This is a genomic window from Streptomyces sp. NPDC001599 (assembly GCF_042893535.1).
In the GTDB taxonomy this organism is placed as follows: domain Bacteria; phylum Actinomycetota; class Actinomycetes; order Streptomycetales; family Streptomycetaceae; genus Streptomyces.
On record NZ_JBIAVA010000001.1, the window covers coordinates 775,119 to 798,020 of the forward strand.

The 22,902-nt window shown below is 73.3% G+C and carries 24 protein-coding genes; 15 read left to right on the forward strand and 9 right to left on the reverse strand.

The annotated features are described in order from the left end of the window. Nucleotides 1-43 precede the first annotated feature (43 nt). Together ACFYZ3_RS03505 and ACFYZ3_RS03510 are read right to left on the reverse strand one after the other, a co-directional pair. On the reverse strand, nt 44-3,061 hold the full coding sequence (locus ACFYZ3_RS03505) for an ATP-dependent helicase C-terminal domain-containing protein (protein WP_388513705.1): 3,018 nt from the start codon (nt 3,059-3,061) through the stop codon (nt 44-46). Nucleotides 3,062-3,127: 66 nt separating this feature from the next. Further along, nucleotides 3,128-3,940: a class I SAM-dependent methyltransferase gene (locus tag ACFYZ3_RS03510; protein ID WP_388513985.1), complete on the reverse strand. Its 813-nt coding sequence runs from the start codon at nt 3,938-3,940 to the stop codon at nt 3,128-3,130. Between the two features lie 375 nt (nt 3,941-4,315). Here ACFYZ3_RS03510 and rpsA point away from each other — a divergent pair, with 375 nt between their 5' ends. From rpsA to ACFYZ3_RS03530, 4 genes are all read left to right on the forward strand, one after another. Beyond that, nucleotides 4,316-5,827 (forward strand): 30S ribosomal protein S1, encoded by a 1,512-nt coding sequence (rpsA, locus tag ACFYZ3_RS03515; RefSeq protein ID WP_109031901.1) that lies wholly within the window; start codon nt 4,316-4,318, stop codon nt 5,825-5,827. A gap of 160 nt (nt 5,828-5,987) precedes the next feature. Further along, nucleotides 5,988-6,926 carry a PAC2 family protein gene (locus tag ACFYZ3_RS03520; RefSeq protein ID WP_388513706.1) on the forward strand — a complete coding sequence of 313 codons (939 nt, stop codon included), beginning with the start codon at nt 5,988-5,990 and terminating at the stop codon, nt 6,924-6,926. Nucleotides 6,927-6,958: 32 nt separating this feature from the next. Continuing rightward, a complete protein-coding gene (gene coaE, locus ACFYZ3_RS03525; protein ID WP_388513708.1) occupies nt 6,959-7,561 on the forward strand; it encodes a dephospho-CoA kinase in 603 nt (200 codons plus the stop codon). Nucleotides 7,562-7,610: 49 nt separating this feature from the next. After that, a complete protein-coding gene (locus tag ACFYZ3_RS03530; RefSeq protein ID WP_388513709.1) occupies nt 7,611-7,991 on the forward strand; it encodes a tetratricopeptide repeat protein in 381 nt (126 codons plus the stop codon). A 56-nt stretch (nt 7,992-8,047) separates the two neighbouring features. Here ACFYZ3_RS03530 and ACFYZ3_RS03535 read toward each other — a convergent pair whose 3' ends face one another. Further along, nucleotides 8,048-8,305, reverse strand: coding sequence for a DUF6343 family protein (locus ACFYZ3_RS03535; protein ID WP_388513710.1), 258 nt, complete (start codon nt 8,303-8,305; stop codon nt 8,048-8,050). 171 nt (nt 8,306-8,476) lie between these two features. On the opposite strand from ACFYZ3_RS03535, the gene ACFYZ3_RS03540 reads away from it, so the two are divergent. Both ACFYZ3_RS03540 and ACFYZ3_RS03545 read left to right on the forward strand, forming a co-directional pair. Further along, nucleotides 8,477-9,163: a class I SAM-dependent methyltransferase gene (locus tag ACFYZ3_RS03540; RefSeq protein ID WP_388513712.1), complete on the forward strand. Its 687-nt coding sequence runs from the start codon at nt 8,477-8,479 to the stop codon at nt 9,161-9,163. Nucleotides 9,164-9,302: 139 nt separating this feature from the next. Next, complete coding sequence (locus ACFYZ3_RS03545; RefSeq protein WP_388513713.1) at nt 9,303-9,746, forward strand: DoxX family protein; 444 nt, start codon at nt 9,303-9,305, stop codon at nt 9,744-9,746. A 49-nt stretch (nt 9,747-9,795) separates the two neighbouring features. Here ACFYZ3_RS03545 and ACFYZ3_RS03550 read toward each other — a convergent pair whose 3' ends face one another. After that, complete coding sequence (locus ACFYZ3_RS03550) at nt 9,796-10,335, reverse strand: RNA-binding S4 domain-containing protein (RefSeq protein ID WP_388513714.1); 540 nt, start codon at nt 10,333-10,335, stop codon at nt 9,796-9,798. 133 nt (nt 10,336-10,468) lie between these two features. On the opposite strand from ACFYZ3_RS03550, the gene ACFYZ3_RS03555 reads away from it, so the two are divergent. Together ACFYZ3_RS03555 and pip are read left to right on the forward strand one after the other, a co-directional pair. Continuing rightward, nucleotides 10,469-11,182, forward strand: coding sequence for a uracil-DNA glycosylase (locus tag ACFYZ3_RS03555; protein WP_388513716.1), 714 nt, complete (start codon nt 10,469-10,471; stop codon nt 11,180-11,182). A gap of 56 nt (nt 11,183-11,238) precedes the next feature. Next, nucleotides 11,239-12,210: a prolyl aminopeptidase gene (pip, locus tag ACFYZ3_RS03560; RefSeq protein ID WP_388513717.1), complete on the forward strand. Its 972-nt coding sequence runs from the start codon at nt 11,239-11,241 to the stop codon at nt 12,208-12,210. A 9-nt stretch (nt 12,211-12,219) separates the two neighbouring features. On the opposite strand, the gene ACFYZ3_RS03565 is transcribed toward pip, so the two are convergent. Beyond that, the gene (locus ACFYZ3_RS03565; protein ID WP_388513718.1) at nt 12,220-12,732 is read right to left on the reverse strand and encodes a GNAT family N-acetyltransferase; all 513 of its coding nucleotides are present in this window, start codon (nt 12,730-12,732) and stop codon (nt 12,220-12,222) included. After that, the gene (locus ACFYZ3_RS03570) at nt 12,729-13,142 is read right to left on the reverse strand and encodes a RidA family protein (protein WP_109031910.1); all 414 of its coding nucleotides are present in this window, start codon (nt 13,140-13,142) and stop codon (nt 12,729-12,731) included. Before ACFYZ3_RS03570 ends, ACFYZ3_RS03565 begins: the two co-directional genes overlap by 4 nt. A 154-nt stretch (nt 13,143-13,296) precedes the next feature. On the opposite strand from ACFYZ3_RS03570, the gene ACFYZ3_RS03575 reads away from it, so the two are divergent. The 5 genes from ACFYZ3_RS03575 to ACFYZ3_RS03595 all read left to right on the forward strand — a co-directional run bounded on the left by ACFYZ3_RS03575 (nt 13,297) and on the right by ACFYZ3_RS03595 (nt 18,731). Then, complete coding sequence (locus tag ACFYZ3_RS03575; RefSeq protein WP_388513719.1) at nt 13,297-14,079, forward strand: nucleotidyltransferase domain-containing protein; 783 nt, start codon at nt 13,297-13,299, stop codon at nt 14,077-14,079. Between the two features lie 180 nt (nt 14,080-14,259). Further along, nucleotides 14,260-16,116: an FUSC family protein gene (locus tag ACFYZ3_RS03580; RefSeq protein ID WP_388513720.1), complete on the forward strand. Its 1,857-nt coding sequence runs from the start codon at nt 14,260-14,262 to the stop codon at nt 16,114-16,116. After that, nucleotides 16,116-17,522 (forward strand): amidohydrolase, encoded by a 1,407-nt coding sequence (locus ACFYZ3_RS03585; protein WP_388513722.1) that lies wholly within the window; start codon nt 16,116-16,118, stop codon nt 17,520-17,522. The genes ACFYZ3_RS03580 and ACFYZ3_RS03585 overlap by 1 nt, the downstream gene beginning before the upstream one ends. A 181-nt stretch (nt 17,523-17,703) precedes the next feature. Next, nucleotides 17,704-18,393, forward strand: a complete 690-nt coding sequence (locus ACFYZ3_RS03590; RefSeq protein ID WP_388513723.1) for a DUF899 domain-containing protein — start codon at nt 17,704-17,706, stop codon at nt 18,391-18,393. Nucleotides 18,394-18,548: 155 nt separating this feature from the next. Then, nucleotides 18,549-18,731, forward strand: a complete 183-nt coding sequence (locus ACFYZ3_RS03595) for a hypothetical protein (protein WP_388513724.1) — start codon at nt 18,549-18,551, stop codon at nt 18,729-18,731. Between the two features lie 18 nt (nt 18,732-18,749). Here ACFYZ3_RS03595 and ACFYZ3_RS03600 read toward each other — a convergent pair whose 3' ends face one another. Next, the gene (locus ACFYZ3_RS03600; RefSeq protein WP_388513725.1) at nt 18,750-19,190 is read right to left on the reverse strand and encodes a hypothetical protein; all 441 of its coding nucleotides are present in this window, start codon (nt 19,188-19,190) and stop codon (nt 18,750-18,752) included. After that, nucleotides 19,181-19,876, reverse strand: a complete 696-nt coding sequence (locus tag ACFYZ3_RS03605; RefSeq protein ID WP_388513726.1) for an ATP-binding protein — start codon at nt 19,874-19,876, stop codon at nt 19,181-19,183. The genes ACFYZ3_RS03600 and ACFYZ3_RS03605 overlap by 10 nt, the downstream gene beginning before the upstream one ends. A 282-nt stretch (nt 19,877-20,158) precedes the next feature. Between ACFYZ3_RS03605 and ACFYZ3_RS03610 the strand changes: the two genes are divergently transcribed. Together ACFYZ3_RS03610 and ACFYZ3_RS03615 are read left to right on the forward strand one after the other, a co-directional pair. Then, on the forward strand, nt 20,159-21,019 hold the full coding sequence (locus ACFYZ3_RS03610; RefSeq protein WP_356362879.1) for a helix-turn-helix transcriptional regulator: 861 nt from the start codon (nt 20,159-20,161) through the stop codon (nt 21,017-21,019). After that, nucleotides 21,020-21,295 (forward strand): DUF397 domain-containing protein, encoded by a 276-nt coding sequence (locus ACFYZ3_RS03615; RefSeq protein ID WP_361007647.1) that lies wholly within the window; start codon nt 21,020-21,022, stop codon nt 21,293-21,295. A gap of 91 nt (nt 21,296-21,386) precedes the next feature. Here the strand turns inward: ACFYZ3_RS03615 and ACFYZ3_RS03620 are convergent, their stop codons facing one another. After that, nucleotides 21,387-22,877 (reverse strand): glutamate synthase subunit beta, encoded by a 1,491-nt coding sequence (locus tag ACFYZ3_RS03620; RefSeq protein WP_388513728.1) that lies wholly within the window; start codon nt 22,875-22,877, stop codon nt 21,387-21,389. Between the last annotated feature and the right edge of the window lie 25 nt (nt 22,878-22,902).

The following is a 22,902-nucleotide window of genomic DNA, read 5'->3' on the forward strand; positions in this document are numbered from 1 at the left end:
ACTGTCGGCCCGGCGAGGCGCTCCCCGCCCCGCCGGGCCGCGGTCACTTGCCGAGCCGGGCCTTCGTGTACCGGGTCGGCTCCGCCGTGGCCGGGTCCTCGGGCCACGGATGCTTCGGATACCGGCCGCGCAGCTCCGCCCGTACGCCGGTGTAGCCGTCCTTCCAGAACGAGGCCAGGTCGGCGGTGACCGCGGCGGGACGGCCGGCGGGGGACAGGAGATGCACGAGGAGCGGCACCCCGGCGATCCCGGGCGACTGCTGGAGCCCGAACATCTCCTGCAACTTCACGGCGAGTACGGGCTGTTCGGGGTCGCCGTAGTCGATCCGGATCCTGGACCCACTGGGGACGAGGATCCGCTCGGGGGCCAGCTCGTCGAGCCGCGCCGCCTCACCCGAAGCCCAGGGCAGCAAGCGCGTCAGCGCCTGCCCGGCGTCGATCCGCCCCAGGTCGGCCCGCCGCCGGGCGCGGCTCAGCTCGGGCTCCAGCCACTCGTCCGCGCGCGCGAGCAGCGCGTCGTCGGTGACGTCCGGCCAGGGCTCGCCCAGGTGCCGCCGCAGAAACGCGAGCCGCTTGCGCAGCAGGTCGGCGTCGGCCGAACGCCGCAGCAGCCCCAGCCCCTCCCGCCGCAGCCCCTCCAGCAGGGCGCCCCGCACGAGCACGGGGTCGGCGTCGGAGAGGGGCCGCACCGCGAGTTCCACCGCCCCGAGCCGTTCGACCCGCCGGGCCACCACGTCGCCGTCGGCCCAGTGCACCTCGTCGCGCTCCGTCAGCAGCGCCCCCGCCGCGAGCCGGGCCGTCTCCTCGTCCACGGCCGCGCCGAGCTGCACGCGCGCGTGCCCCCTTCCCACGGGCCGGTCCGCCACGGCGACGGCGATCCAGGGCGCCCCGCGCAGTGCCGACGCCTGCGGAAGTTCCGCCCGGGTGCCGGAGACCATCAGATACGAACCGCCGTCCTTCCTGGCCACCCGCTCCGGAAACGCCAACGCGGCAACGAGCCCGGCGAGAACGTCCTCACCAACCCGCTCCCCCCGCCCGCTGACACCACCCTCCCCGACGCCCCGCCGGCTGTCGCCCTCTTCGACGGCGCCCCTGTGTCCCCGTCCGCTGTCGGCACCTTCCGCGGCGGCGCGCTGTCCCCGCCGGCTGTCGCGCCCCTCGACGGCGACCCGCTGTCCCTGGCCGCTGTCGTCGTCTTGCGAGGTGGCGCGCTGTCCCCGCCGGCTGTCGCGCCCCTCGACGGCGACCCGCTGTCCCTGGCCGCTGTCGTCGTCTTGCGAGGTGGCGCCCTGGCCCCGCCGGCCGTCGCCACCCTCGACGGCGACCCGCTGTCCCTGCCCGCCGGCGGCACCTTCCGCGGTGGTGCGCTGTCCCCGCCGGCCGTCGCGTCCGTCCCCGGTGGCGCGCCGGCCCCGCCCACCGTCGCTGCCCTCCAAGGCGGCTCGCAGCCGCCGTACCTCTGCCCGCCACCGTGCTCCGTACGCGTCCCCTCCACGCCGGGCCGCCCGCAGTACGGACCCGAGATCGTCCCCGTACTCCCGCGGCGCCTCCTCGCTCAGCAGACCCACCACCTCGGCCACCACCTCTGCCGCACCGCTCCTGATGCCGCCCGCCCCGGAGGCCCCGGACTCGGTGGCGGCCGGTCGTGCGGTGCCGCCGTCGGCGTGTCGCGGCGCCGAGGTCGCCGTCGGCGAGGCGGCGCGGGGCGCAACCCCCGCACCGAGCTCCGCCGCGTCCAGGAGTGCCCGGCCCAGCCGGGGGTGCAGGCCGAGGCGGGACAGGCGTACACCTCGCTCCGTCGCCCGCCCCGCGGAGTCCACGGCACCGACCGCCTCCAGCACCGACCGGGCGGCCGCCATCGCGCCGCCGGGCGGTGGGTCGAGCAGCGCCAGACCGGACGCGTCCGGATCGCCCCAGCAGGCGGCCTGGAGCGCGAACGCCGTCAGGTCGGCCACCTTGATCTCCGGCGCCGGGAACCGCGGCAGACGGGCGTCCTCCGCCTCCGCCCAGCAGCGGTACACCACCCCGGGCGCCTCGCGTCCCGCCCGGCCCGCCCGCTGCCGCGCCGCCGCCCGCGAGGCCCGTACCGTCGTCAGCGCGCTCAGCCCGCGCGCGTGGTCCACCCTCGGCTCCCGCGCCAGCCCCGCGTCCACGACCACCCGCACACCCGGCACCGTCAGCGAGGACTCGGCCACCGAGGTCGCCAGCACCACCCTGCGCCGCGCCCCGGGCGCCAGCACCGCGTCCTGCACGGCAGCGGGCGCCCGCCCGTGCACCTGAAGCACATCGACGTCCGCCAGTGACCCGAGCCGACCGGCGACGCGGGAGATCTCGCCCACCCCCGGCAGGAAGCACAGGACATCCCCGTCCCGCTCGGCCAGCGCCCGCCGCACCACCGAGGCCACGTGGTCGAGCAGCGCCGGGTCCACCCGCATCCCGTGCGGCGGGCGCACGGGACGCACCGGCGGCGCCCACACGGCCTCGACGGGATACGACACGCCCTGCGCCTCGACGACCGGCGCGCCGCCCAGCAGCCGGGACCAGCCCTCCGCGTCGGTCGTGGCCGACGCGGCCACCAGCCGCAGCTCGGGCCGCAGGGCCTGCCGTACGTCCCACAGGAACGCCGCCGACGTGTCCGCGTCCAGATGCCGCTCGTGGCACTCGTCCAGCACCACCACGTCGACGCCCGTCAGCTCCTGGTCCCGCTGGAGCCGCTGCAACAGCACGCCCGTCGTGACGACCTCCACGCGCGCGTGGCGCCCCACGACCCTCTCTCCGCGCACGGTGTACCCGACACTCGCACCCGGCTTCTCACCCAGCAGCCACGCCATACGCCGGGCCGCCGCCCGCGCGGCGATCCGCCGCGGCTCGGCCACGACCACGCGCCGCGCGGGATCCCCCTCCCCGCCCAGCAGCCCGGCCAGCGCCAGCGGCACCAGCGTCGTCTTGCCGGTGCCGGGCGGCGCGACCAGCACCGCCGTGCCGTGCCCCTCCAGGGCGTCGTGCAGCGCGGGCAGGGCGCCGCGCACGGGCAGCGCGTCCAGGGCGTCGTAACGGATCACGCCCCCAGTGTCGTACGTCCGCGAAAGCGCCCTCCACGCGCGCGGGCACCCGCCTCCCGGTACGGCTCAGTCGCGCTCGCAGACGAAGATCGCCGTCCCCGGGATCAGATGCCCGCGCAGCGGCGACCAGCCGCCCCACTCCGAGGTGTTCCAGTCCGGCCACTCCGGCTCCACCAGGTCCACCAGCCGGAACCCGGACGTCGCCACGTCCCGCACCCGGTCACCGAGCGTCCTGTGGTGCTCGACGTACACCGCGAGGCCCTCGTCGTCCTGCTCGACGTACGGCGTCCGGTCGAAGTACGAGGCGGAGACCGACAACCCCTCGGGGCCCGGCTCGTCCGGGAACGCCCAGCGCAGCGGGTGCGTGACCGAGAAGACGAAGCGGCCGCCCGGTCGCAGCACCCGGTGCACCTCCCGCAGCACCAGCCGCGGGTCGGCGACGAACGGCAGCGCCCCGTACGCCGAGCACGCCAGGTCGAACGAGCCGTCCGCGAAGGGCAGCACCGACGCGTCGGCACACACCAGGGGGAACGAGACACCGATGCGCAGGGCGTGCTGGAGCTGGCGGTGGGAGAGGTCGAGGGCCACCGGACGGGCGCCCTGGGCGGTCAGCCAGCGCGAGCACTGGGCCGCGCCGGCGCCGATCTCCAGGACGTCCTTGCCCTTCAGGTCCTCCGGCGGGCCGAGCAGCTCGGCCTCCACCTCGTCCAGGCCCTCGGGACACCACACGAAGCGGTCGTCCCCGAGGAAGGTGCCGTGCTCGGTCTGGTACTCGTCCGCGTTCCGGTCCCACCAGCCGCGGTTGGCGCGGGAACTCTCCGTGACACCGGCGGCGCGCCGGGTGGCCTCGGGTTCGGATGCTTCGACTCCCTCTTGGATGACCGGCTCCCTCGTACTAGTCTGCGGGCTCTTCCGTGCCGCCCGCCCCTCGTGTCACGCAAGAGGCATCCAGGGGTCCATGTGGCCTCGGGAGACGGCTTTTGTGCCGGGTATGCGACGATCCGCCCCGGGTGTGCGGCTTCGCGCATTGACCCTGCCCGGCTGCCCCCGTATGCTACAAGTTGCGCTGCGGGCCTGCGCACCTCAGACGTAGCAGGTCGCGCTCGCATCTGTTGTATGTCCCCTCGGTTCTCGAGGCGTCACCAGTGGATTTAGGTGACGCTTCCTTGGCTGTCCGGCTTCTGCAGAGCGAAACGGGCTCCCGGCGTAAGCAGTACCTACGACTTCAATGTCCGTACCGGAGCCCTTTCCCACATGACGAGCAGCACCGAGACCACCGCCACCACCCCGCAGGTTGCGGTCAACGACATCGGTAACGAGGAAGCCTTCCTCGCCGCGATCGACGAGACGATCAAGTACTTCAACGACGGCGACATCGTCGACGGCGTCATCGTGAAGGTCGACCGGGACGAGGTCCTGCTCGACATCGGTTACAAGACCGAAGGTGTCATCCCGAGCCGCGAGCTCTCGATCAAGCACGACGTCGACCCCAACGAGGTCGTCGCCGTCGGTGACGAGATCGAGGCCCTTGTTCTCCAGAAGGAGGACAAGGAAGGCCGCCTGATCCTCTCGAAGAAGCGTGCCCAGTACGAGCGGGCCTGGGGCACCATCGAGAAGATCAAGGAAGAGGACGGCATCGTCACCGGTACCGTCATCGAGGTCGTCAAGGGTGGTCTCATCCTCGACATCGGCCTCCGCGGCTTCCTTCCGGCCTCCCTGGTCGAGATGCGCCGCGTCCGCGACCTCCAGCCCTACGTGGGCAAGGAGCTCGAGGCGAAGATCATCGAGCTGGACAAGAACCGCAACAACGTGGTTCTGTCCCGCCGTGCCTGGCTGGAGCAGACCCAGTCCGAGGTCCGCCAGACGTTCCTCACGACCCTCCAGAAGGGTCAGGTCCGTTCCGGCGTCGTCTCCTCGATCGTCAACTTCGGTGCCTTCGTGGACCTGGGTGGCGTCGACGGTCTGGTCCACGTCTCCGAGCTGTCCTGGAAGCACATCGACCACCCGTCCGAGGTTGTCGAGGTCGGCCAGGAGGTCACCGTCGAGGTCCTCGACGTCGACATGGACCGCGAGCGTGTCTCCCTGTCGCTGAAGGCGACCCAGGAAGACCCGTGGCAGCAGTTCGCCCGCACCCACCAGATCGGCCAGGTCGTGCCCGGCAAGGTCACGAAGCTGGTTCCGTTCGGTGCGTTCGTCCGCGTGGACGAGGGCATCGAGGGTCTGGTCCACATCTCCGAGCTGGCCGAGCGCCACGTGGAGATCCCGGAGCAGGTCGTCCAGGTCAACGACGAGATCTTCGTCAAGGTCATCGACATCGACCTCGAGCGCCGCCGCATCAGCCTCTCGCTGAAGCAGGCCAACGAGGCCTTCGGTGCCGACCCGTCCACGGTCGAGTTCGACCCGACCCTGTACGGCATGGCCGCGTCCTACGACGACCAGGGCAACTACATCTACCCCGAGGGCTTCGACCCCGAGACCAACGACTGGCTCGAGGGCTACGAGACCCAGCGCGAGGCCTGGGAGACGCAGTACGCCGAGGCCCAGCAGCGCTTCGAGCAGCACCAGGCGCAGGTCATCAAGTCCCGCGAGGCGGACGAGAAGGCCGCTGCCGAGGGTGTCGACACCGCGGGTGCGGCTCAGGCCGCGTCCGGTGGCGGTGGCGGCGGCGGCTCGTACTCCTCCGAGGGCGGCGACAACTCCGGCGCCCTGGCGTCGGACGAGGCGCTGGCCGCGCTGCGCGAGAAGCTGGCCGGCGGCCAGAGCTGAAGCTCTGCGCACCCGGCCGCTGACACACAGCGGTCGAAGCACAGCGGTTGACCGAGGGGCCGCACCTTTCGAGGTGCGGCCCCTTCGGTTTTTCCCTCCGGGAATGCCGCACCCCGCAAGGGTGTTGTGACATACGAACACGAGGAGGGGAGCGGTCACTGTGCTTGATCCGCAGGATTTGTACGCCTGGGAGCCGAAGGGCCTTGCCGTCGTCGACATGGCACTCGCCCAGGAGTCGGCCGGACTGGTCATGCTGTACCACTTCGACGGATACATCGACGCCGGGGAGACCGGCGACCAGATCGTCGACCAGGTGCTCGATTCGCTGCCCCACCAGGTCGTAGCCCGTTTCGACCACGACCGGCTCGTGGACTACCGGGCCCGTCGGCCGCTGCTGACCTTCAAGCGGGACACCTGGACGGACTACGAGGAACCCACCATCGAGGTGCGGCTCGTCCAGGACGCCACCGGGGCGCCCTTCCTGTTCCTGTCCGGCCCCGAGCCGGACGTGGAGTGGGAGCGCTTCGCCGCGGCCGTGGGGCAGATCGTGGAGCGCCTGGGCGTCCGCCTGGCGGTGAGCTTCCACGGCATTCCCATGGGCGTCCCGCACACCCGGCCCGTCGGCATCACCCCGCACGGCAGCCGCACCGATCTCGTGCCGGGCCATCGCAGCCCCTTCGAGGAGGCGCAGGTCCCCGGCAGCGCGGAGGCGCTCGTCGAGTACCGGCTCGCGCAGGCCGGCCACGACGTGCTCGGCGTCGCCGCGCACGTCCCGCACTACGTCGCCCGCTCCGCGTACCCGGACGCGGCGCTGACCGTCCTGGAGGCGATCACCGCGGCGACCGGCCTGGTCCTGCCGGGCATCGCGCACTCCCTGCGCACGGACGCCCACCGCACCCAGACGGAGATCGACCGGCAGATCCAGGAGGGCGACGAGGAGCTCATCGCCCTCGTCCAGGGCCTAGAGCACCAGTACGACGCGGCCGCCGGTGCCGAGACCCGGGGCAACATGCTCGCCGAACCCGTCGAGATCCCCTCCGCCGACGAAATCGGCCGCGAGTTCGAACGGTTCCTCGCCGAGCGGGAGGGCGACGGCTGACGCCGTGACCGGCACCCTCTAAGCTTCCGCTCATGCTGAGGGTTGGCCTGACCGGCGGGATCGGCGCCGGCAAGAGCGAGGTGTCACGGCTCCTCGTCGAGCACGGTGCCGTACTGATCGACTCCGACAGGATCGCGCGCGAGGTCGTCGCCCCCGGAACAGCGGGGCTCGCCGCGGTCGTGGAGGCGTTCGGCGAGGACGTCCTCGCCGAGGACGGCAGCCTGGACCGGCCGAAGCTCGGCTCGATCGTGTTCGCCGACCCCGAGAAGCTGGCCGTCCTGAACGGCATCGTGCACCCGCTGGTCCGCGAGCGCTCCAGTGCCCTCGAAGAGGCCGCCGCCGAGGACGCCGTCGTCGTCCACGACGTCCCCCTGCTCACGGAGAACGGTCTCGCGCCGCTGTACGACCTCGTGGTCGTCGTGGACGCCGCCCCCGCCACCCAGCTCGACCGGCTGGTGCGGCTGCGCGGCATGACCGAGCAGGACGCACGGGCCCGCATGGCCGCCCAGGCGACGCGCGAGCAGCGCCGGGAGATCGCGGACGTGGTCGTCGACAACGACGTACCGCTTCAGGAGCTGCGGCGGCGCGTCAAGGAGGTCTGGGACGAACTGGCGCGCGGGGCACACACGGAATAGCGGGTCCGGCGCGTGCGTTGATCCCTTCCAGCGAGGGAAGGACTCAGCCGTGCCCGAGACAAGCGGTCCGACCGGACGTACTCCGGAGACGGATGTCATCGACTTCCGTGCCGCCGAGCAACTGCTCGCGGCGCGGGATCCGCGCGGCGCGGTGAAACTGCTCGACGCTGTCATCGGCGCCCATCCCGAGAACACGGCGGCACGGCTGCTGCGCGCGCGTGCCTTCTTCGCGGCGGCGCAACTGCGTCCGGCCGAGCTGGAGTTCACCATCGTCCTGGAGCGCGAGCCGGACAACGCGTTCGCGCACTTCGCGCTCGCCCGCACCTACGAGCGCCGGGGCTGCCCCGGCCAGGCCCGGCGCCACTTCCGGCTGGCGGCGGCCCTGGACCCGAACCCGGAGTACCTGCAGCAGGCGCGCTTCGACTCGTAACGGCGGACTCCTGGCGGTCGGCTCTTGCGGTCGGCTCCTGGGGGCACCGCCCGGTGTCAGCGCCTCGGTGGCAGGTACGGCGGGATGTTCCGGCCCGGCTGGTAGTGCGGGCCCTGGCGGAGGTGCCGCAGGATCACGGCCAGGTCGGCCGTGACGACGAGCCACAGCACCCCGCAGGCGAGCGCCCAGCCGAAGTGCCCCGTGAGCGCGAAGACGGCCGTGCCGAAGACCGCCCAGACCAGCCCCCACAGGCTCAGCCAGAACCGCGCCCGCAGGGCACTGCGCGCGGTGGCCGGTTCACTGCCCGTACGCATGGGTTCACCACTCCTGTATCGAACGTACTGCGGCGCACGCCGAGGGGGAAACGAGGCGCATCGTCGGACCGACCGCACCACGTGGCGGGCCGCGTTCACTCGGTCGGGTGAACCGAGGGTGAGGGGGAACGGGTGTGCGGGAGCGGCCGTTGGACGGGTATGGAGCTGAGCATGCGAGAGGGACACCAGGGGACGGGACCCGGAGCCATCACCCCGGACGGCTGTGCGGTCGAGCTCTATTCGAGGCTGCCGGTCGGAGCCGAGCCGGACATCGTCGCCGCCGCCGTGCCCGAGGGCGCGCGGATACTCGAGCTGGGCAGCGGGGTGGGGCGGATGACGCACCCCCTGCTGGAGAGGGGGTTCGGGGTCACCGCGGTGGACGAGTCCGCGGAGATGCTGGAGCGCGTGCGCGGGGCACGCACCATATGCGGCCCGATCGATGACCTCGACCTCGGCGAGCGCTTCGACGCCGTGATGCTGGCGTCGTTCCTCGTGCACACCGGGGACGTGGAGGTGCGGCGGGGCCTGCTGCGTACCTGCGCCCGGCACGTGGCGGAGGACGGTTGTGTGCTGATCCAGCGGGAGGGGGCGGATTACCACACGAATCTGCCGCGTGAGCGGGTGGACCCCAGCGGCTTCACCGTCCGCATCCTGTCGGCGGACCCGGTGGGCGACGGCGTCAACTCGGTCCGGGCGGAGTACGAGTTCCCGGACGCGGTCTGGACCCAGACCTTCCAGGCCCGGCCGCTGACCAGGGAGCAGTTCGAGGAGGCACTCGGGGAGGCGGGACTCGCGGTGGACCGGTATCTCACCGACGACGAGACGTGGGTGAGGGCCGTGCCCGTGCGGCAGGGGTGACGGCAAGGGCAGGCCCGGCCGGCGCGGCCAGCCCGGCAAGGGTGAAGGGGCGTCGGGGCTCGGTCCGGCGATGAGTTCCGGGGCGGCGGGCGGTCTGAATGCCGACAGCAGCACGGACCGCTCGGCTCAGGAGACCGCCATGACCGAAACCACCGCTTCCCCCGCTCCCGCCCCCACCGTCCCGGCCCGCGGCCGCGGCCTCCGGGTCGCCCTGCGCGTCGTGCAGGTGCTCCTCGCGTTGTTCTTCGCCGTCGCGAGCGCCCTGCCCAAGCTGATCGCGCACTCCTCGGCGGCCGACACCTTCGCCGAGATGGGCTGGGGCGACGCGGGCATGTACGCGATCGGTGTGCTCGAGCTGGCGGGAGCGGTCGCCCTGCTCGTCCCAGTGCTGCAGTCGGTGGCGGCGACGGCGCTGAGCGCGCTGATGGTGGGCGCGTTCGTCGTCCAGCTCACCTACTTCGACGGTGCGAACGCGGCGACACCACTGATCCTGATGGTGCCGCTCCTGATCGTCGCCCGGGCCCGCCGCGGGCACAACGAGGAGCTGCGCCGACTGCTGCGCGCCCGGGTCCGACGCGGCTGACCGGGCGTGACCCGAGCACGTGACCGGGCGTGACCCGAGCACGGACCGCTCAGGGCCCGGTCCCCGCGTCCCTCCGGGAGTTGCTCAGGCTCTCCAGACCGCGCAGCCGGTCCATCTCGCGGCGGTCGCGCTTGGTCGGGCGGCCTGCGCCGCGGTCCCGGATGCCGGCCGGGGCGACGGCCTCGCGGGGCGGGGGCGGCGGCGAGTTGTCGACGTAGCACTGGACGGCGACCGGGGCACCGACGCGCTTGCGGATCAGCCGCTTCACGACGACGACCCGTTCCCGGCCCTCCTGCCGCAGGCGTACCTCGTCGCCGACGCGGAGCGAGTACGCGGGCTTCACCCGCTCGCCGTTCACCCGGACATGGCCGCCGCGGCAGGCGGTCGCGCCCAGGGAGCGGGTCTTGATCAGGCGGACGGCCCAGATCCAGCTGTCCACGCGGACGCTCTCGCCGTTCTGCGGCCCGGCCGCCTCGGCGGCGGCGATCGCCGCCACCGTCTTCGGGTCCGGTGTCCCGGCCGCGGCAGCGGCGCCGTCCTGCGGGGCGGCCACCGGGCCGCTCCCGCCTTCGTCATGCTCGGAAGCCATGGTTCGACCCTAACCGCCCGGCGCGGCGCAGCGGGCCGCAATTCCGGCGGCCGAAGACGGCCCCCATGGACGGGAGAGCACCCGGGGGGCTCGCGCGTCCCGCCCGTGCCCGAGAGGGTCTTACGGTGGAGGCATGGACACCGGTGGCCTCTGCGTACTCGACCAGCGCATCGCGGGGTGCCGGGCCTGCCCGCGGCTGGTCGAGTGGCGGGAAGAGGTGGCCCGTACCAAACGGGCCGCCTTCGCCGACTGGACGTACTGGGGGCGACCCGTGCCCGGCTTCGGCCCGCCGGACGCGCGGCTGCTGATCGTCGGCCTGGCGCCCGCGGCGCACGGCGGCAACCGCACCGGCCGGATGTTCACCGGCGACCGCTCCGGCGACGTGCTGTACCAGGCGCTGTACGACGTGGGCCTCGCCTCGCAGCCCACCGCGGTCCACGTGGACGACGGGCTGGAACTGTACGGCGTGCGTGTCACCTCGCCCGTGCACTGCGCCCCGCCAGCGAACAAGCCCACCCCCGCCGAACGGGACACCTGCCGTTCCTGGCTCGTCCGGGAGCTGGGGCTGCTGCGGCCGACGCTGCGGGCGGTGGTCGTCCTCGGGGCCTTCGGCTGGCAGGCGGCGCTGCCCGCGTTCGCCGGTGCGGGCTGGACCGTACCCCGCCCCCGTCCGGCCTTCGCACACGGCGCGCAGGTGACCCTGGACGCCGCCGACGGGCCGGACCTGCACCTCTTCGGCTGCTTCCACGTCAGCCAGCGCAACACCTTCACCGGCCGGCTCACCCCCGAGATGCTGCGTGACGTGCTGCGCACGGCGGCGGACACGGCGGGTCTGCCCACCCCGTGAGGCTCGCCCCGGAAAAGGGGATGATCGCCCGAGGCAGCCCCCGCTACGGTGCTCCGATGGGCCTGTATCCGGAGATCGAACCGTACGACCACGGCATGCTCGACGTCGGGGACGGCAACCACGTGTACTGGGAGACCTGCGGGAACCCGCACGGCAAGCCCGCGGTGGTGCTGCACGGCGGACCCGGCAGCCGGGCGAGTCCGGGGCACCGGCGCTACTTCGACCCCGCCGCCTACCGGATCGTCCTCCTCGACCAGCGCGGCGCCGGACGTTCGCTGCCCCGCGCGAGCGCCCCCGACACGGACATGAGCGTCAACACGACCGCCCACCTCATGGCGGACCTGGAGCGGCTGCGGGCCCACCTGGGCATCGAGCGCTGGCTGGTGTGGGGCGTGTCCTGGGGCTCGGTCCTGGGCCTGCGGTACGCGCAGACGCACCCCGGCGTGGTGACCGAGCTGGTGCTGACCGGGGTCGCCACCGGCTCCAACGCCGAAGTGGACCTCCTGACGCGAGGGTTGGGGAAGATCTTCCCCGAGGCCCACGAGCGGTTCCTCGCCGAACTGCCCCCGGACACCCGCGACGGGAACCTGGCCGCCGCCTGCAACCGCCTGCTGGAGTCCCCGGACCAGGCGGTCCGCGAGCGGGCCGCGCGCGCCTGGACCGACTGGGAGACGGCGACCATCCCCGCGCCGCCCGGCTCGGTCGCCCGCTACCAGGACCCGGACTTCCGCATGGGCTTCGCCCGCACCGTCACGCACTACTGGGGCAACGACCACTTCCTCGGCGACGGCAACGACGAGGGCGTGGTCCTCAGGGACGCGCACCTGCTGAAGGGCATCCCCGGCACCCTCGTCCAGGGCAGCCTCGACTTCGGCAACCTCCTCGGCATCGTCTGGCGGCTCCACCACGCCTGGCCCGACAGCGACCTGGTGATCGTGGACGAGGCCGGACACGACGCCGGGGCGGTCGGCGACGAGGCACTGCTGGCGGCGACGGACAAGTACGCCCGCGGTGGCACCGCGGAATGACGGACAGCCCTAGGCGGACCGAGCCCGCCACTCGTAGCGCAGGTCCGGCTCCCGTTCCTCGTTCCGGTCGCCGTCCGTCCACTCCACGGCCCGGAACCCGTGCCGCTCGTAGAAGCGCCGCGCGGGCGCGTTGACCTGGAAGGTCCACAGCGACAGCCCGTCCGCCCGGCGCTCCTTGGCCAGGGCGACGAACCGGTCCCCGATCCCGCGGCCGCGCAGCTCGGGGGAGAGGTACAGCTGCGACAGCTCCTCGCCCTCGAGCACCATCACACCGGCCACCGCGCCGTCGGCCCTCTCCGCCACCCAGGTCTCGTGGCGCTCCACCACGTGCCGGAAGTACGCACGGACCTCGGAGTCGGAGCGAGGCCGGACCACGGTCGGCAGCGCGGCGGCGAAGGAGCGCAGCCACACGTCGGCCGCCGCCCGCGCGTCGACGGCCCGGGCGCGCCGCAGCACGACCGCCCCGGCACCCGCGTCGGTACCCCCACCGGCACCCGCGTCGGCTTCCGCCCCCCGGTTCACGGTCGGCCGCTCTCCGGCACGACCGCGGTCGCGGTGATCTCCACCAGCTGCCCCGGGTAGCCGAGGCAGCTCACCCCGAGCAGCGTCGAGGAGTGCGGACCGGTGCTGAGCCCGGACGCCTCGACCACGTCCCAGACGGCGGACAGCGCGGCGGTCTCGGCGCTCACGACGTACACATCGGTCGACAGCACGTGCTCCAGCCCGCTCCCGACCGCACGCAGCTGCTCGGTGAGGTTCGCGAGCACCTGCTCGGCCTGACGGACCGGATCGCCCTCGCCGACCAGCTTCCCCTCCGCGTCGAGCGGGACGGAACCGGCGAGGAACGCGAGCCTGGTCCCGGCCTCGACGACGGAGGCGTGGGAGTAGACGGGCGGCGGGAAGAGGCCGGGCACGGTGACGCGCTGGATCACGTGGACTCCTGGAAGACGGGCGGGCAACCTCCCGATCGTCCGTTCTCCGACCGCGCCGCGCACCCGAATTTCGCTCGCGGCCCGCAGGCCGGCCGCCTAGGCTGCCCGGCGTCGGCCCGCCCCCGGCCCACCCCACCGTCAGGAGCCCCCGCCAGTGCCCACGCCCACCCTCACGGACCAGGCCTTCCTCGACACCACGGCCGACCGGCTCGCCGCCCTGCCCGCGGTCCGCGCGGTCACCCTCGGCGGCTCCCGGGCACAGGGCACGCACGGACCGGACAGCGACTGGGACCTGGCCGTCTACTACCGGGGCGCCTTCGACCCGGAGGACCTGCGCGCCGTCGGGTGGCCGGGAGAGGTCTCGGAGCTCGGCGCCTGGGGCGGCGGAGTCTTCAACGGGGGCGCCTGGCTGACGATCGACGGGCGCCGGGTCGACGTGCACTACCGCGACCTCGACGTGGTGGAGCACGAGATGGCGGAGGCGGAGGCGGGCCGCTTCGGCGTCGAGCCGCTGATGTTCCACCTGGCGGGCATCCCGACCTACCTCGTGGTCGCCGAGCTGGCGATCAACGAGGTGCTGCGCGGCGACCCGCCCCGCCCCGCCGCCTACCCGGAGGCCCTGCGCACCACCGCGCCCGAACGCTGGTACGGCGCGGCCACCGCCACCCTCGCCTACGCCAAGGCCGGCCACGCCCCCAAGGGAGCCCTCACCCAGGTCGCCGGCGCGCTCGCCCTCGCCACGACCCAGACGGCCCACGCGGTGCTGGCGGCGCGGGGGGAGTGGGTGACGAACGAGAAGGGCCTGGTCCAGCGGGCCGGGCTGGACGGGATCGACGCCCTGCTGGCGGAGGCGGCCCCTCGGCCCGAGGCCCTGGAGCAGTCCGTGACACGGGCCGAGACACTGCTGCGCGAGGCCATGGAGGCCGTCGGCCACTGAGCGCACCACGGGTCCGGCGTGGGTGCGGCGTGGCGCTCGACGGCCGTCATCCGCCCGAAACAGGCCCGTTTCCGCGGCTTCGAAAACCCGTCGTACGCTTGACAGCGCACCGCCCAGCCCGGCCACCGTCGCCCGAAGGCTCACCACCGCCTCGCCCGGACGACAGGAGCCCCGCACCCCGTGTTCCGCACCGCCGCCCACGCGCTCCCGCCCTGGCTCGGCCACGCCCTGAACACCCAGCGCGGCCCCGTGCCCTGGAACGCGGTGGTCCGCGGCGCGCTGGCCGGCGGGCCGCTGCTGATCGCCGCCCTGGCCGCCGGGCGGGCCTCCCTCGGAGTCGTCGCCGCGATCGCCGCCATGCTGGCCGGCATCAACGACCGGCCGGGCAGTCGCCGTACCTCCGTGCGGCGGATCGGCGTACCCGCGCTCGCGGGGGCGCTCGGGCTGCTCGTCGGGACGTACGCCGGGCAGCACCTCGGGGCCGTGGCGCTGACCCTGGTGTTGACCGGGCTCGGACTGGTCGCCGGGTGCGTCAGCGCGGTCGGGCCCGTGGCCTCCGGGACGGGGACGCAGCTGCTGGTCACCGCGGCCGTGGGTGCCGGGATGCCGCTGCCCGACCCCGGGTGGCGGAGCGCCCTCGCCTTCCTCGCCGGTGCCGGATGGCTGCTCCTGCTGCGGCTGGTCCTGCCCACACCCGCCTCTCTCACCGGCGACCTCCGTCTCGGCTTCCGCTTCGACGGGGAGCGGGCGGCCGTCGCCGACGTCTACGAGGCCGTCGCCGCGCTCCTCGACGCGGTCGGCACGGACCACGCCGTGGCCCGACGGGCCGCGCTCACCGCCGCCCTCGACCACGCGCAGGACGCGCTCGCCGGACCCCGGCTGCGGCGCCGCGCCTCCACCGCCGCGGAACGGCGACTGCACGCCCAGTACGCCGCCGCGCTGCCCCTCGGCGAGGCCGCGACCGCCCTCGCGTGGGCGGAGCAGGCGGTGCCCGCGCGGGCCGGCGAAGGCCCCCGGCGGCTCGCCGCGGCCGTCCGCCGCAACACCCACGCCGGGCCGCTGCCCGCCCCCAGCCGGACCGATCCCGCCCTGCGCGCCCTGGACGACGCCCTGCTGCACGCGGCGCAGGCCTTCGACCGGGGCAAGGGCCCCGACCTGCACGTCCGGAGGCGATCAGCCGGCTCGGTGGCGCGGGCGGTGCTCGGCGCGGGCGGGCGGGAGTACGGGCTGCGGGTCGGACTGTGCTTCGGCGCCAGTGCCGCCGTCGCCCAGGCCTTGCACCACGGTCACTGGCACGGCTCCCACCAGCACTGGTACTGGCTGCCCGCCACCGCGGTCTTCCTCGTCAAGCCCGACCTCGGCCCGCTGGTGTCGCGGGTGCTGTGCCGGGCGGCCGGGACGGTGCTCGGCGCGCTGCTGTTCGCCGGGTTCGCGGCCGTGCTGCCCCGGCCCGAGGGGCTGGTCGTCCTCGTCGCGGTCTGCGGTGCCCTGGTGCCGGTCGCCGCGCGGCACTTCGCCGCCCAGACCACCGTCGTCACCGTTCTCGTCCTCGCCCTGGTCATGGTCGGCGGCGAACCGCAGGCCTCCGCCGGCCGCATCGGGGAGACGCTGCTGGCCTGCGCGATCGTGCTGGTGGCCGGGCACCTGCCGATGCCGGGGCAGCGGGGCGCCGGCATCCGGGCGGGTGTCGACGCCGCCGACGCGGCCGCGCACGCCTACCTCGCGCACGTACTGAGCGAGTCCGACGACCGTGCCGCCCGGTGGACGCTGCGCCGGGAGGCCTACCGCACGCTCGCCGAGGCCCGCGCCGCCATCGCCCGTGCCGCCGCCGAACTGCCCGCCCTCGCCCGGCACTCCGAGGGCACCGACGAGGTCGCGGCGGTCCTCGAACGGCTCGTCGACACCACCACCGCCTGCGCCGTGCACCTCGACGACACCGGGCGGCTCACACCCCGGCACACCGAACGGCTCGCCGCGCTGCGGGACGAACTCGCCGAGCGGCGCGGACGCGTGGGACGGCACCGTACGTTGGCGTGATGACGCCTTCTTCACCCGAGCCCGCCGGGCCTGCCGAGTCCGTGGAGTCCGCGGAGTCCGCCGAGTCTGCCGATCTCGTCATCACCGGCTGCACCGTCCTCGTGCACGACGAGCAGGAACGGATCGACTTCGAGCAGGACGCGGCCGTGGTCGTCCGCGACGGGGTCGTCGAGTCCGTGACGACCGCCGCGGCGGGGGCCGCCGTGCCCGCCGCCGACCGCATCGACGCACGCGGTCAGGTCGCCCTCCCCGGGCTGATCAACTGCCACACGCACGCCCCCATGGTCGCCCTGCGCGGACTCGCCGAGGACCTGCCCACCGAGGAGTGGTTCAACGACGTCGTCTGGCCCGTCGAGTCCAACCTCACGGTGCGGGACGTGACCCTGGGCGCCCGGCTGGCCTGCGCCGAGATGATCCGCGCGGGCGTCACGACCTTCGCGGACAGCTACTTCCACATGGACGCCGTGGCCGCGGTCGTCGACCGGTGCGGGATGCGGGCGCAGCTCGGGCAGGCGTACTTCTCCTCGCAGGGACCCGAGGGTCTGGCGGCGTCACTGGAGTTCGCGCTGCGCCGCCGCGGCTCCGCCGCCGGCCGGATCACCACCGCACTCGCCCCGCACGCCCCCTACACGGTGGTCGACGCCGACCTCGCCGCGACCGCGGAACTAGCCCGCGAGCACGGCCTGTCCGTGCACATCCACGCCGCCGAGAACCGCGACCAGACCGACACGAGCCTCGCCCGGCACGGGGTCACTCCCATCGGGGTACTGGAACGCACCGGAGTACTCGACACCGACGTGCTCATCGCCCACGGCACCGGCATCACCGAGGACGACCTGCCGCTCCTCGCGCGCGCGGGCGGCCGTACCGCGGTGGCGACCGCGCCCCGCGGCTACCTCAAGTTCGCCTGGCCCGGCACCACACCGGTGCGCGCGCTGCGTGACATCGGCGTCTCGGTGGGGCTCGCCACGGACGGTGCCGCGTCCAACAACTCCCTCGACGTGTGGGAGTCGATGGCGCTCACGTCCCTGATCCAGAAGTCCACCGAGGGCGACCCGCGCTGGCTGACCTCCCGCCAGGCCCTCCACCACGCCACCGTGCAGAGCGCCCGGGCGGTCGGCCTCGGGGACGCCGTGGGCCGCATCGCGCCGGGGCGGCGGGCCGACCTCATCCTCGTCGACCTCACCGGCCCGCACACCCAGCCCGTGCACGACCTCGCCGCCACCCTGGTGCACAGCGCGCGCTCCGCCGACGTGCGCACGACCATCGTCGACGGACGCGTCCTCATGCGGGACCGCGAACTGCTCACCGTGGACGTGCCCGAGGTGGTCCGGGAACTGGGGGAGCGGCTGCCCGCCCTGACCGACCGCGGGCACGGCCGGCGCATCCAGGAGTACGACACCTGAAAGGCCTGTTCAGAGACTGTTCAGCGACCTGTCGAAAAGAATCTTGCCGGGCAGCGATGAGTTCCGCTCCGCCCTTCGGTCACCACCGGGACGGCCCGACCGGGTCGGACCGTCGGCCGTCGGCCGTCGGACGGAACACGACGCACGACGCAGGAAGCACGTCGCACAGGAGGCTGGAGCCATGTCACTGCCCGAGATCGTCACCCGCGCGGACTGGCGCGCGGCGCGCGAGGCGTTACTGGCCAAGGAGAAGGCGGCCACCCGCGCGCGTGACGCCCTCAACGCCGAGCGGCGCGGGCTGCCCATGGTGGAGGTCGACAAGGAGTACGTGTTCGAGGGCGGCGACGGCAAGGCCACCCTGCTCGACCTCTTCGAGGGCCGGGAGCAGCTCGTCGTCTACCACTTCATGTTCGCGCCCGAGTGGGACGCAGGCTGCCGCAGCTGCTCGGCGTTCCTGGACCAGATCGGCCACCTCGCGCACCTCAGGGCCCGCGGTACGTCCTTCGCGGCCGTCTCCCGGGCGCCGTATCCGAGGATCCTGCCGTTCAAGGCGCGGATGGGCTGGACACTGCCCTGGTACTCGTCGTACGTCAGCGACTTCAACACCGACTTCGAGGCGACCCTGGAGCACGAGGGCGAGCTGGTCGAGCGGCCGGGGCTCAGCTGCTTCCTGCGGGACCGCGAGCGGGTCTTCCACACCTACTCGACGTACGAACGCGGCCTCGACGGGCTCGGTTCCACCACCAGCCTGCTCGACCTGACCGCGCTCGGTCGGCGGGAGCCGTGGGAGAGACCCGAGGGGCGCGCGTCGGCTCTCGGTGCGCCCGCGGGCAGTGGGAGAGTGCGCTATCACGACGAGTACGAGGACTGAGACGCTCGGTGGCGAAAGCGGCCGGACGGCTGAGGCCCGGCTCACACTTTGCGGTGAACGGGTGTCAACTATGTCTCAGTACCATCACCGGGCGAGGCGTTCGCTCCATGGTTGGCGTTTAACTCTACGAGTACAGCGCTACATGGAGGTGCGGAGTGAACGGGCGAACGGTGCTCGAACGCTTTCCCGCCGGTGGACCGCGGGGATCCTGGCCGGCGGAGGAGTTCGCACAGGCGCGGCGTCTGGAAGGTATGCCCGCCGAGGTCGTGATGGACCTCGCGACGGACATGTTCCTGGTCGTCGTGCGCGGCGACACCGCGGGTGACGCGGCGGCCTGACGCGCCGCCGCCCGGCTCCTACGCGCTCACCGTCCGCGACCAGGTGGGCGTCGTGTTCGTCAGCCGGCACAGGGCCAGGTACAGCGGGATCGGCGGCGTGTAGGGAACCGTGCCGTCCGAGCGGTGGAGGAGGGCGGGCAGGCTCGTGGAGCCCGGTACGACCGCACCGGTCGCGTAACGCGCCGGGGCGGGCCACTCCAGCGCGTAGTCGGAGTCGGACGGAACGATCCACCACCAGTGCGTCTCATCGGCGTAGACGCACCCCACGCGCGGCAGCCGGGGCAGCACCTGCTGGCCGAGGCGGGCGGGAACCGCCACCGCGTCGCAGCCCAGCGGCGCCGTCATACCGTCCGGCACGGGCAGTCTCCGAGGTGTTCCGGCGGTGTGCCGTCCGCGCTGGAGGCGGACCATCGTGTCCAGACCGAGAGGTCGGACGCCGGACGCAGCCCTCATAGCCATTCGGTCCCCGTTCCACGGACTGTTTCCCGGCCCTTGCGGATCTCTGCGGTCCCCCGGGCCTCGCGCGGCCGGAGGTCTTCCCGACCGCGGGACTCGGCCTCGCCCTCGTCCGCCGTGTCATCCGTGGGGGCGGGCTTCGGGCGGGCGCCCCAGCCCAGGTCGTTGCGGGGCTCCGAGGGGTCGCGGGTTTCGTCGGCCTTGCGCGGCAGCTCTGCCCAGACCAGCAGGCCGGGACCGTGCTCGTGGGCGCCCCAGGCCTCGCACAGGGCGTCGACGAGGATCAGGCCCCTGCCGTGCTCGTCCTCGGGCTGCTGATCGGCCGAGGGGTGGGGCTGGCCCGGGGCGCAGCCCTCGTCGCGCACGGCTATGCGGACCAGGTCGTCGGCGTCGTGCAGCTCGCACACTATGTGTCTGCTCGCCGTGTGCACGATCGCGTTGGTCACCAGTTCGGAGACCACCAGGGCCGCGGTGTCACAGGTGTCCTCGCACACTGCCCAGCCGCTCAGCCGGGCCCGTGTCAGGCGTCTGGCCTGTGAGGGAGAACCCGGATGAGCGGCCAGCTCGAAACGGAACCGGCGCTCGGCGGCGGCGGCTCCCGAAGCGCCGGCTCCCATGGCGGCACCGAGGCCCAGGGAGCCCGCGGCGGCGTCTGTTCCTAAGGGCGCGGACGGAATCACGCTTGCCACTATCGCCCCGCCGTGAACACTTGGCAAGTGTCACTCTGAAAAATGCAGAGTGCTGTGTGACGTTCTGGACGGTCGTGGCACACTGCTCGCAACAGCACGTCGAGCGGCGCCACTTCAGGTCGTCGAAGGCCTCGCCAGGCTTTCGAACAGACCTTCGAATGGCGCCGCCGGGCTGTCCGCACCAGGACACGCCGGGCCTCGCCGAGGCTGTCCGTACAGAAAACAGGGACGCAAGGACTCTGGCACGCAGGGAATCTTTCGGGACTCTTCAGGAGGTGGGCGGTGAGCGAGCCGCGGTCCGCGCCGACGGTCGGCCAGGTCGTACTCGGCCGGCGCCTGCTGGACCTGCGGGAACGTGCCGGTCTCAAACGCGAGGAAGCCGCCCGCATCCTGCGCGTCGCTCCGGCCACGGTCCGCCGCATGGAGATGGCCGAGGTCGCCCTCAAGATCCCGTACCTTCAGCTCCTGCTGAAGGCCTACGGCGTCGGCGACGAGGAGGCCGAAGCCTTCGTCCAGCTGGCCGAGGACGCCAACAAACCGGGGTGGTGGCAGCGCTTCCACGACATCCTCCCCGGCTGGTTCTCGCTGTACGTCAGCCTGGAGGGCGCGGCCTCCCTGATCCGCGCCTACGAGCCCCACTTCGTCCCCGGGGTGCTGCAGACCGAGGACTACGCACGCGGCGTGCTGCGCTCGGGCGCCATCGGGCAGACCCGGCCCGACGACATCGAGCGCCACGTCGACCTGCGCATGCAACGCCAGGAACTGCTCACCCGTAAGGACGCACCCCGGCTGTGGGTCGTGATGGACGAAACTGCGCTGCGCCGCCCCGTCGGGGGGCCGGAGGTGATGCGTGCCCAGATCGACCGGCTGCTCGAGGCCACGAAGCTGCCCAATGTGACGCTGCAGATCGCTCCGTTCTCGAGCGGGCCGCACCCCGGCACGTACGGGCCCTTCGTGCTGTTCCGATTCGCCATGCCGGAACTGCCGGACATGGTCTACAGCGAGTACCTGACCGGCGCCGTCTATCTCGACGCGCGTGCCGAGGTGGCGACCCACCTCGAGGTCATGGACCGCATGGCGGCGCAGGCCGCCACGGCACATCGCACGAAGGAGATCCTCCGGGATCTCCGCAAGGAGCTGTGAATGAATCGCATCAAGCCCCAGCGCTCGCCACTCAACCGCACCGAGCGGATCTACAACGGCATGCCCGCCCGTGACCTCGGCAGCGAGGGCTGGCACAAGCCGTGGAGCGGAGGCAACGGAGGCAACTGCCTGGAGGCCATGAAGCTCGCCGACGGCCGGATCGCGGTGCGGCAGTCCACCGACCCGGACGGGCCGGCACTGATCTACACCTCGGCCGAGATGACAGCCTTCATCGAGGGAGCGAAGGCGGGAGAGGCGGACTTCCTTCTGTCCTGAAACGTGCACCCCCTTTGATTGTTGTTTTTAAGCTGTTTGGCACTGAGTTTTGATCACCGATCCGATCGCGCCCCGCACGGATGCACCCCGGTCAGGCCGTCATCGGCCGGTCGTACGGGCCGACCGGGGCCGGCAGCCGGGTGCTGCCGCCGGACAGGTGGCGGTCGACGGCCGCCGCCACCGCCCGCCCCTCCGCGATCGCCCAGACGACGAGTGACTGCCCGCGCGCCGCGTCCCCGGCGGCGAACACCCCGGGGACATTGGTCGCGAAGCCCCGGTCCCGGGCGATCGTGCCACGGGGCTCCATCTCCAGTCCCAGCCCGTCGACGAGCCCGTCCCGCCGGTCGGGCCCCGAGAAACCGAGGGCAAGGAGCACCAGGTCCGCGGGGAGCGACCGCTCGCTGCCGGGCAGCGGACGGCGCCCGGCGTCCACCCCGACCAGGTGCAGCGCACGCACGTGCCCACGCCCGTCGCCGGTGAAGCGGAGCGTGGACGCCGCGAACAGCCGCGCGTCCGCGTCCGCCGCCGGCGCGGACCGCAGGTCGCGTGCCTCCTCGTGCGCCGCCGACAGCCGGTACAGGCGCGGATAGGTCGGCCAGGGATCGGCCTGCTCGTCGCGCTCCGCACCCGGCTGCGCGTAGATGTCCAGCTGCGTCACGGACGCGGCCCGCTCCCGCACCGCCGTACCGAGACAGTCCGCGCCCGTGTCGCCACCACCGACGATGACCACGTGCCGCCCGGCGGCGGACAGCGGGGAGCGCTCGAGGTCGCCCTCACGCACCCGGTTGGCCAGCGGCAGGTACTCCATCGCCTGATGCACCCCCGCCAGCTCCCGGCCGGGCACGGTCAGCTCGCGCCACGCCGTCGCCCCGGTGGCGATCACCACCGCGTCGTAGCGAGCCCGCAGCCCGGCGGCGTCCACGTCCCGTCCGACCGCCGTCGACGTGCGGAACCTCGTCCCCTCCGCCCGCATCTGGCCGACGCGCCGCTCCAGGTGCCGCTTCTCCATCTTGAACTCGGGGATCCCGTACCGCAGCAGCCCGCCGATCCGGTCGTCCCGCTCGTACACCGCGACCGTGTGCCCGGCCCGGGTCAACTGCTGCGCCGCCGCGAGACCCGTCGGTCCCGAACCGATCACCGCCACCGTCCTCCCGGACAGCCGCTCCGGCGGCCGGGGCGGGACGAAGCCCTCCTCCCAGGCCACGTCCGCGATCGCGCACTCGACGTTCTTGATGGTGACGGCGGGCTGGTTGATGGCGAGCACACAGCCCGCCTCGCACGGCGCCGGGCACAACCGGCCGGTGAACTCCGGGAAGTTGTTCGTGGCGTGCAGCCGCTCGCTCGCCGCCCGCCAGTCCGACCGGGAGACCAGGTCGTTCCACTCCGGGATCAGATTGCCCAGAGGACAGGCCTCGTGGCAGAAGGGGACGCCGCAGTCCATGCACCGGTCGGCCTGCCGGCCGACGATCGGCAGCAGCGCTCCCGGGACGTACACCTCGTCCCAGTCCCGGACCCGCTCTCCGGCAGGTCTGCGGGGCCACTCCTCGCGGGGCGTCGTCAGGAAACCCTTGGGATCGGCCATGGCCGTCTTCCTTGCGTGCGCGGTG

Coding starts and splice junctions, on each gene's coding strand:
- rpsA (WP_109031901.1), top strand. CDS start 4,316: ATGACGAGCAGCACCGAGACCACCGCCACCACCCCGCAGGTTGCGGTC.
- coaE (WP_388513708.1), top strand. CDS start 6,959: ATGCTGAGGGTTGGCCTGACCGGCGGGATCGGCGCCGGCAAGAGCGAG.
- ACFYZ3_RS03535 (WP_388513710.1), bottom strand. CDS start 8,305: ATGCGTACGGGCAGTGAACCGGCCACCGCGCGCAGTGCCCTGCGGGCG.
- ACFYZ3_RS03540 (WP_388513712.1), top strand. CDS start 8,477: ATGCGAGAGGGACACCAGGGGACGGGACCCGGAGCCATCACCCCGGAC.
- ACFYZ3_RS03545 (WP_388513713.1), top strand. CDS start 9,303: ATGACCGAAACCACCGCTTCCCCCGCTCCCGCCCCCACCGTCCCGGCC.
- ACFYZ3_RS03550 (WP_388513714.1), bottom strand. CDS start 10,335: ATGGCTTCCGAGCATGACGAAGGCGGGAGCGGCCCGGTGGCCGCCCCG.
- ACFYZ3_RS03555 (WP_388513716.1), top strand. CDS start 10,469: ATGGACACCGGTGGCCTCTGCGTACTCGACCAGCGCATCGCGGGGTGC.
- pip (WP_388513717.1), top strand. CDS start 11,239: ATGGGCCTGTATCCGGAGATCGAACCGTACGACCACGGCATGCTCGAC.
- ACFYZ3_RS03585 (WP_388513722.1), top strand. CDS start 16,116: ATGACGCCTTCTTCACCCGAGCCCGCCGGGCCTGCCGAGTCCGTGGAG.
- ACFYZ3_RS03590 (WP_388513723.1), top strand. CDS start 17,704: ATGTCACTGCCCGAGATCGTCACCCGCGCGGACTGGCGCGCGGCGCGC.
- ACFYZ3_RS03600 (WP_388513725.1), bottom strand. CDS start 19,190: ATGGCTATGAGGGCTGCGTCCGGCGTCCGACCTCTCGGTCTGGACACG.
- ACFYZ3_RS03615 (WP_361007647.1), top strand. CDS start 21,020: ATGAATCGCATCAAGCCCCAGCGCTCGCCACTCAACCGCACCGAGCGG.
- ACFYZ3_RS03620 (WP_388513728.1), bottom strand. CDS start 22,877: ATGGCCGATCCCAAGGGTTTCCTGACGACGCCCCGCGAGGAGTGGCCC.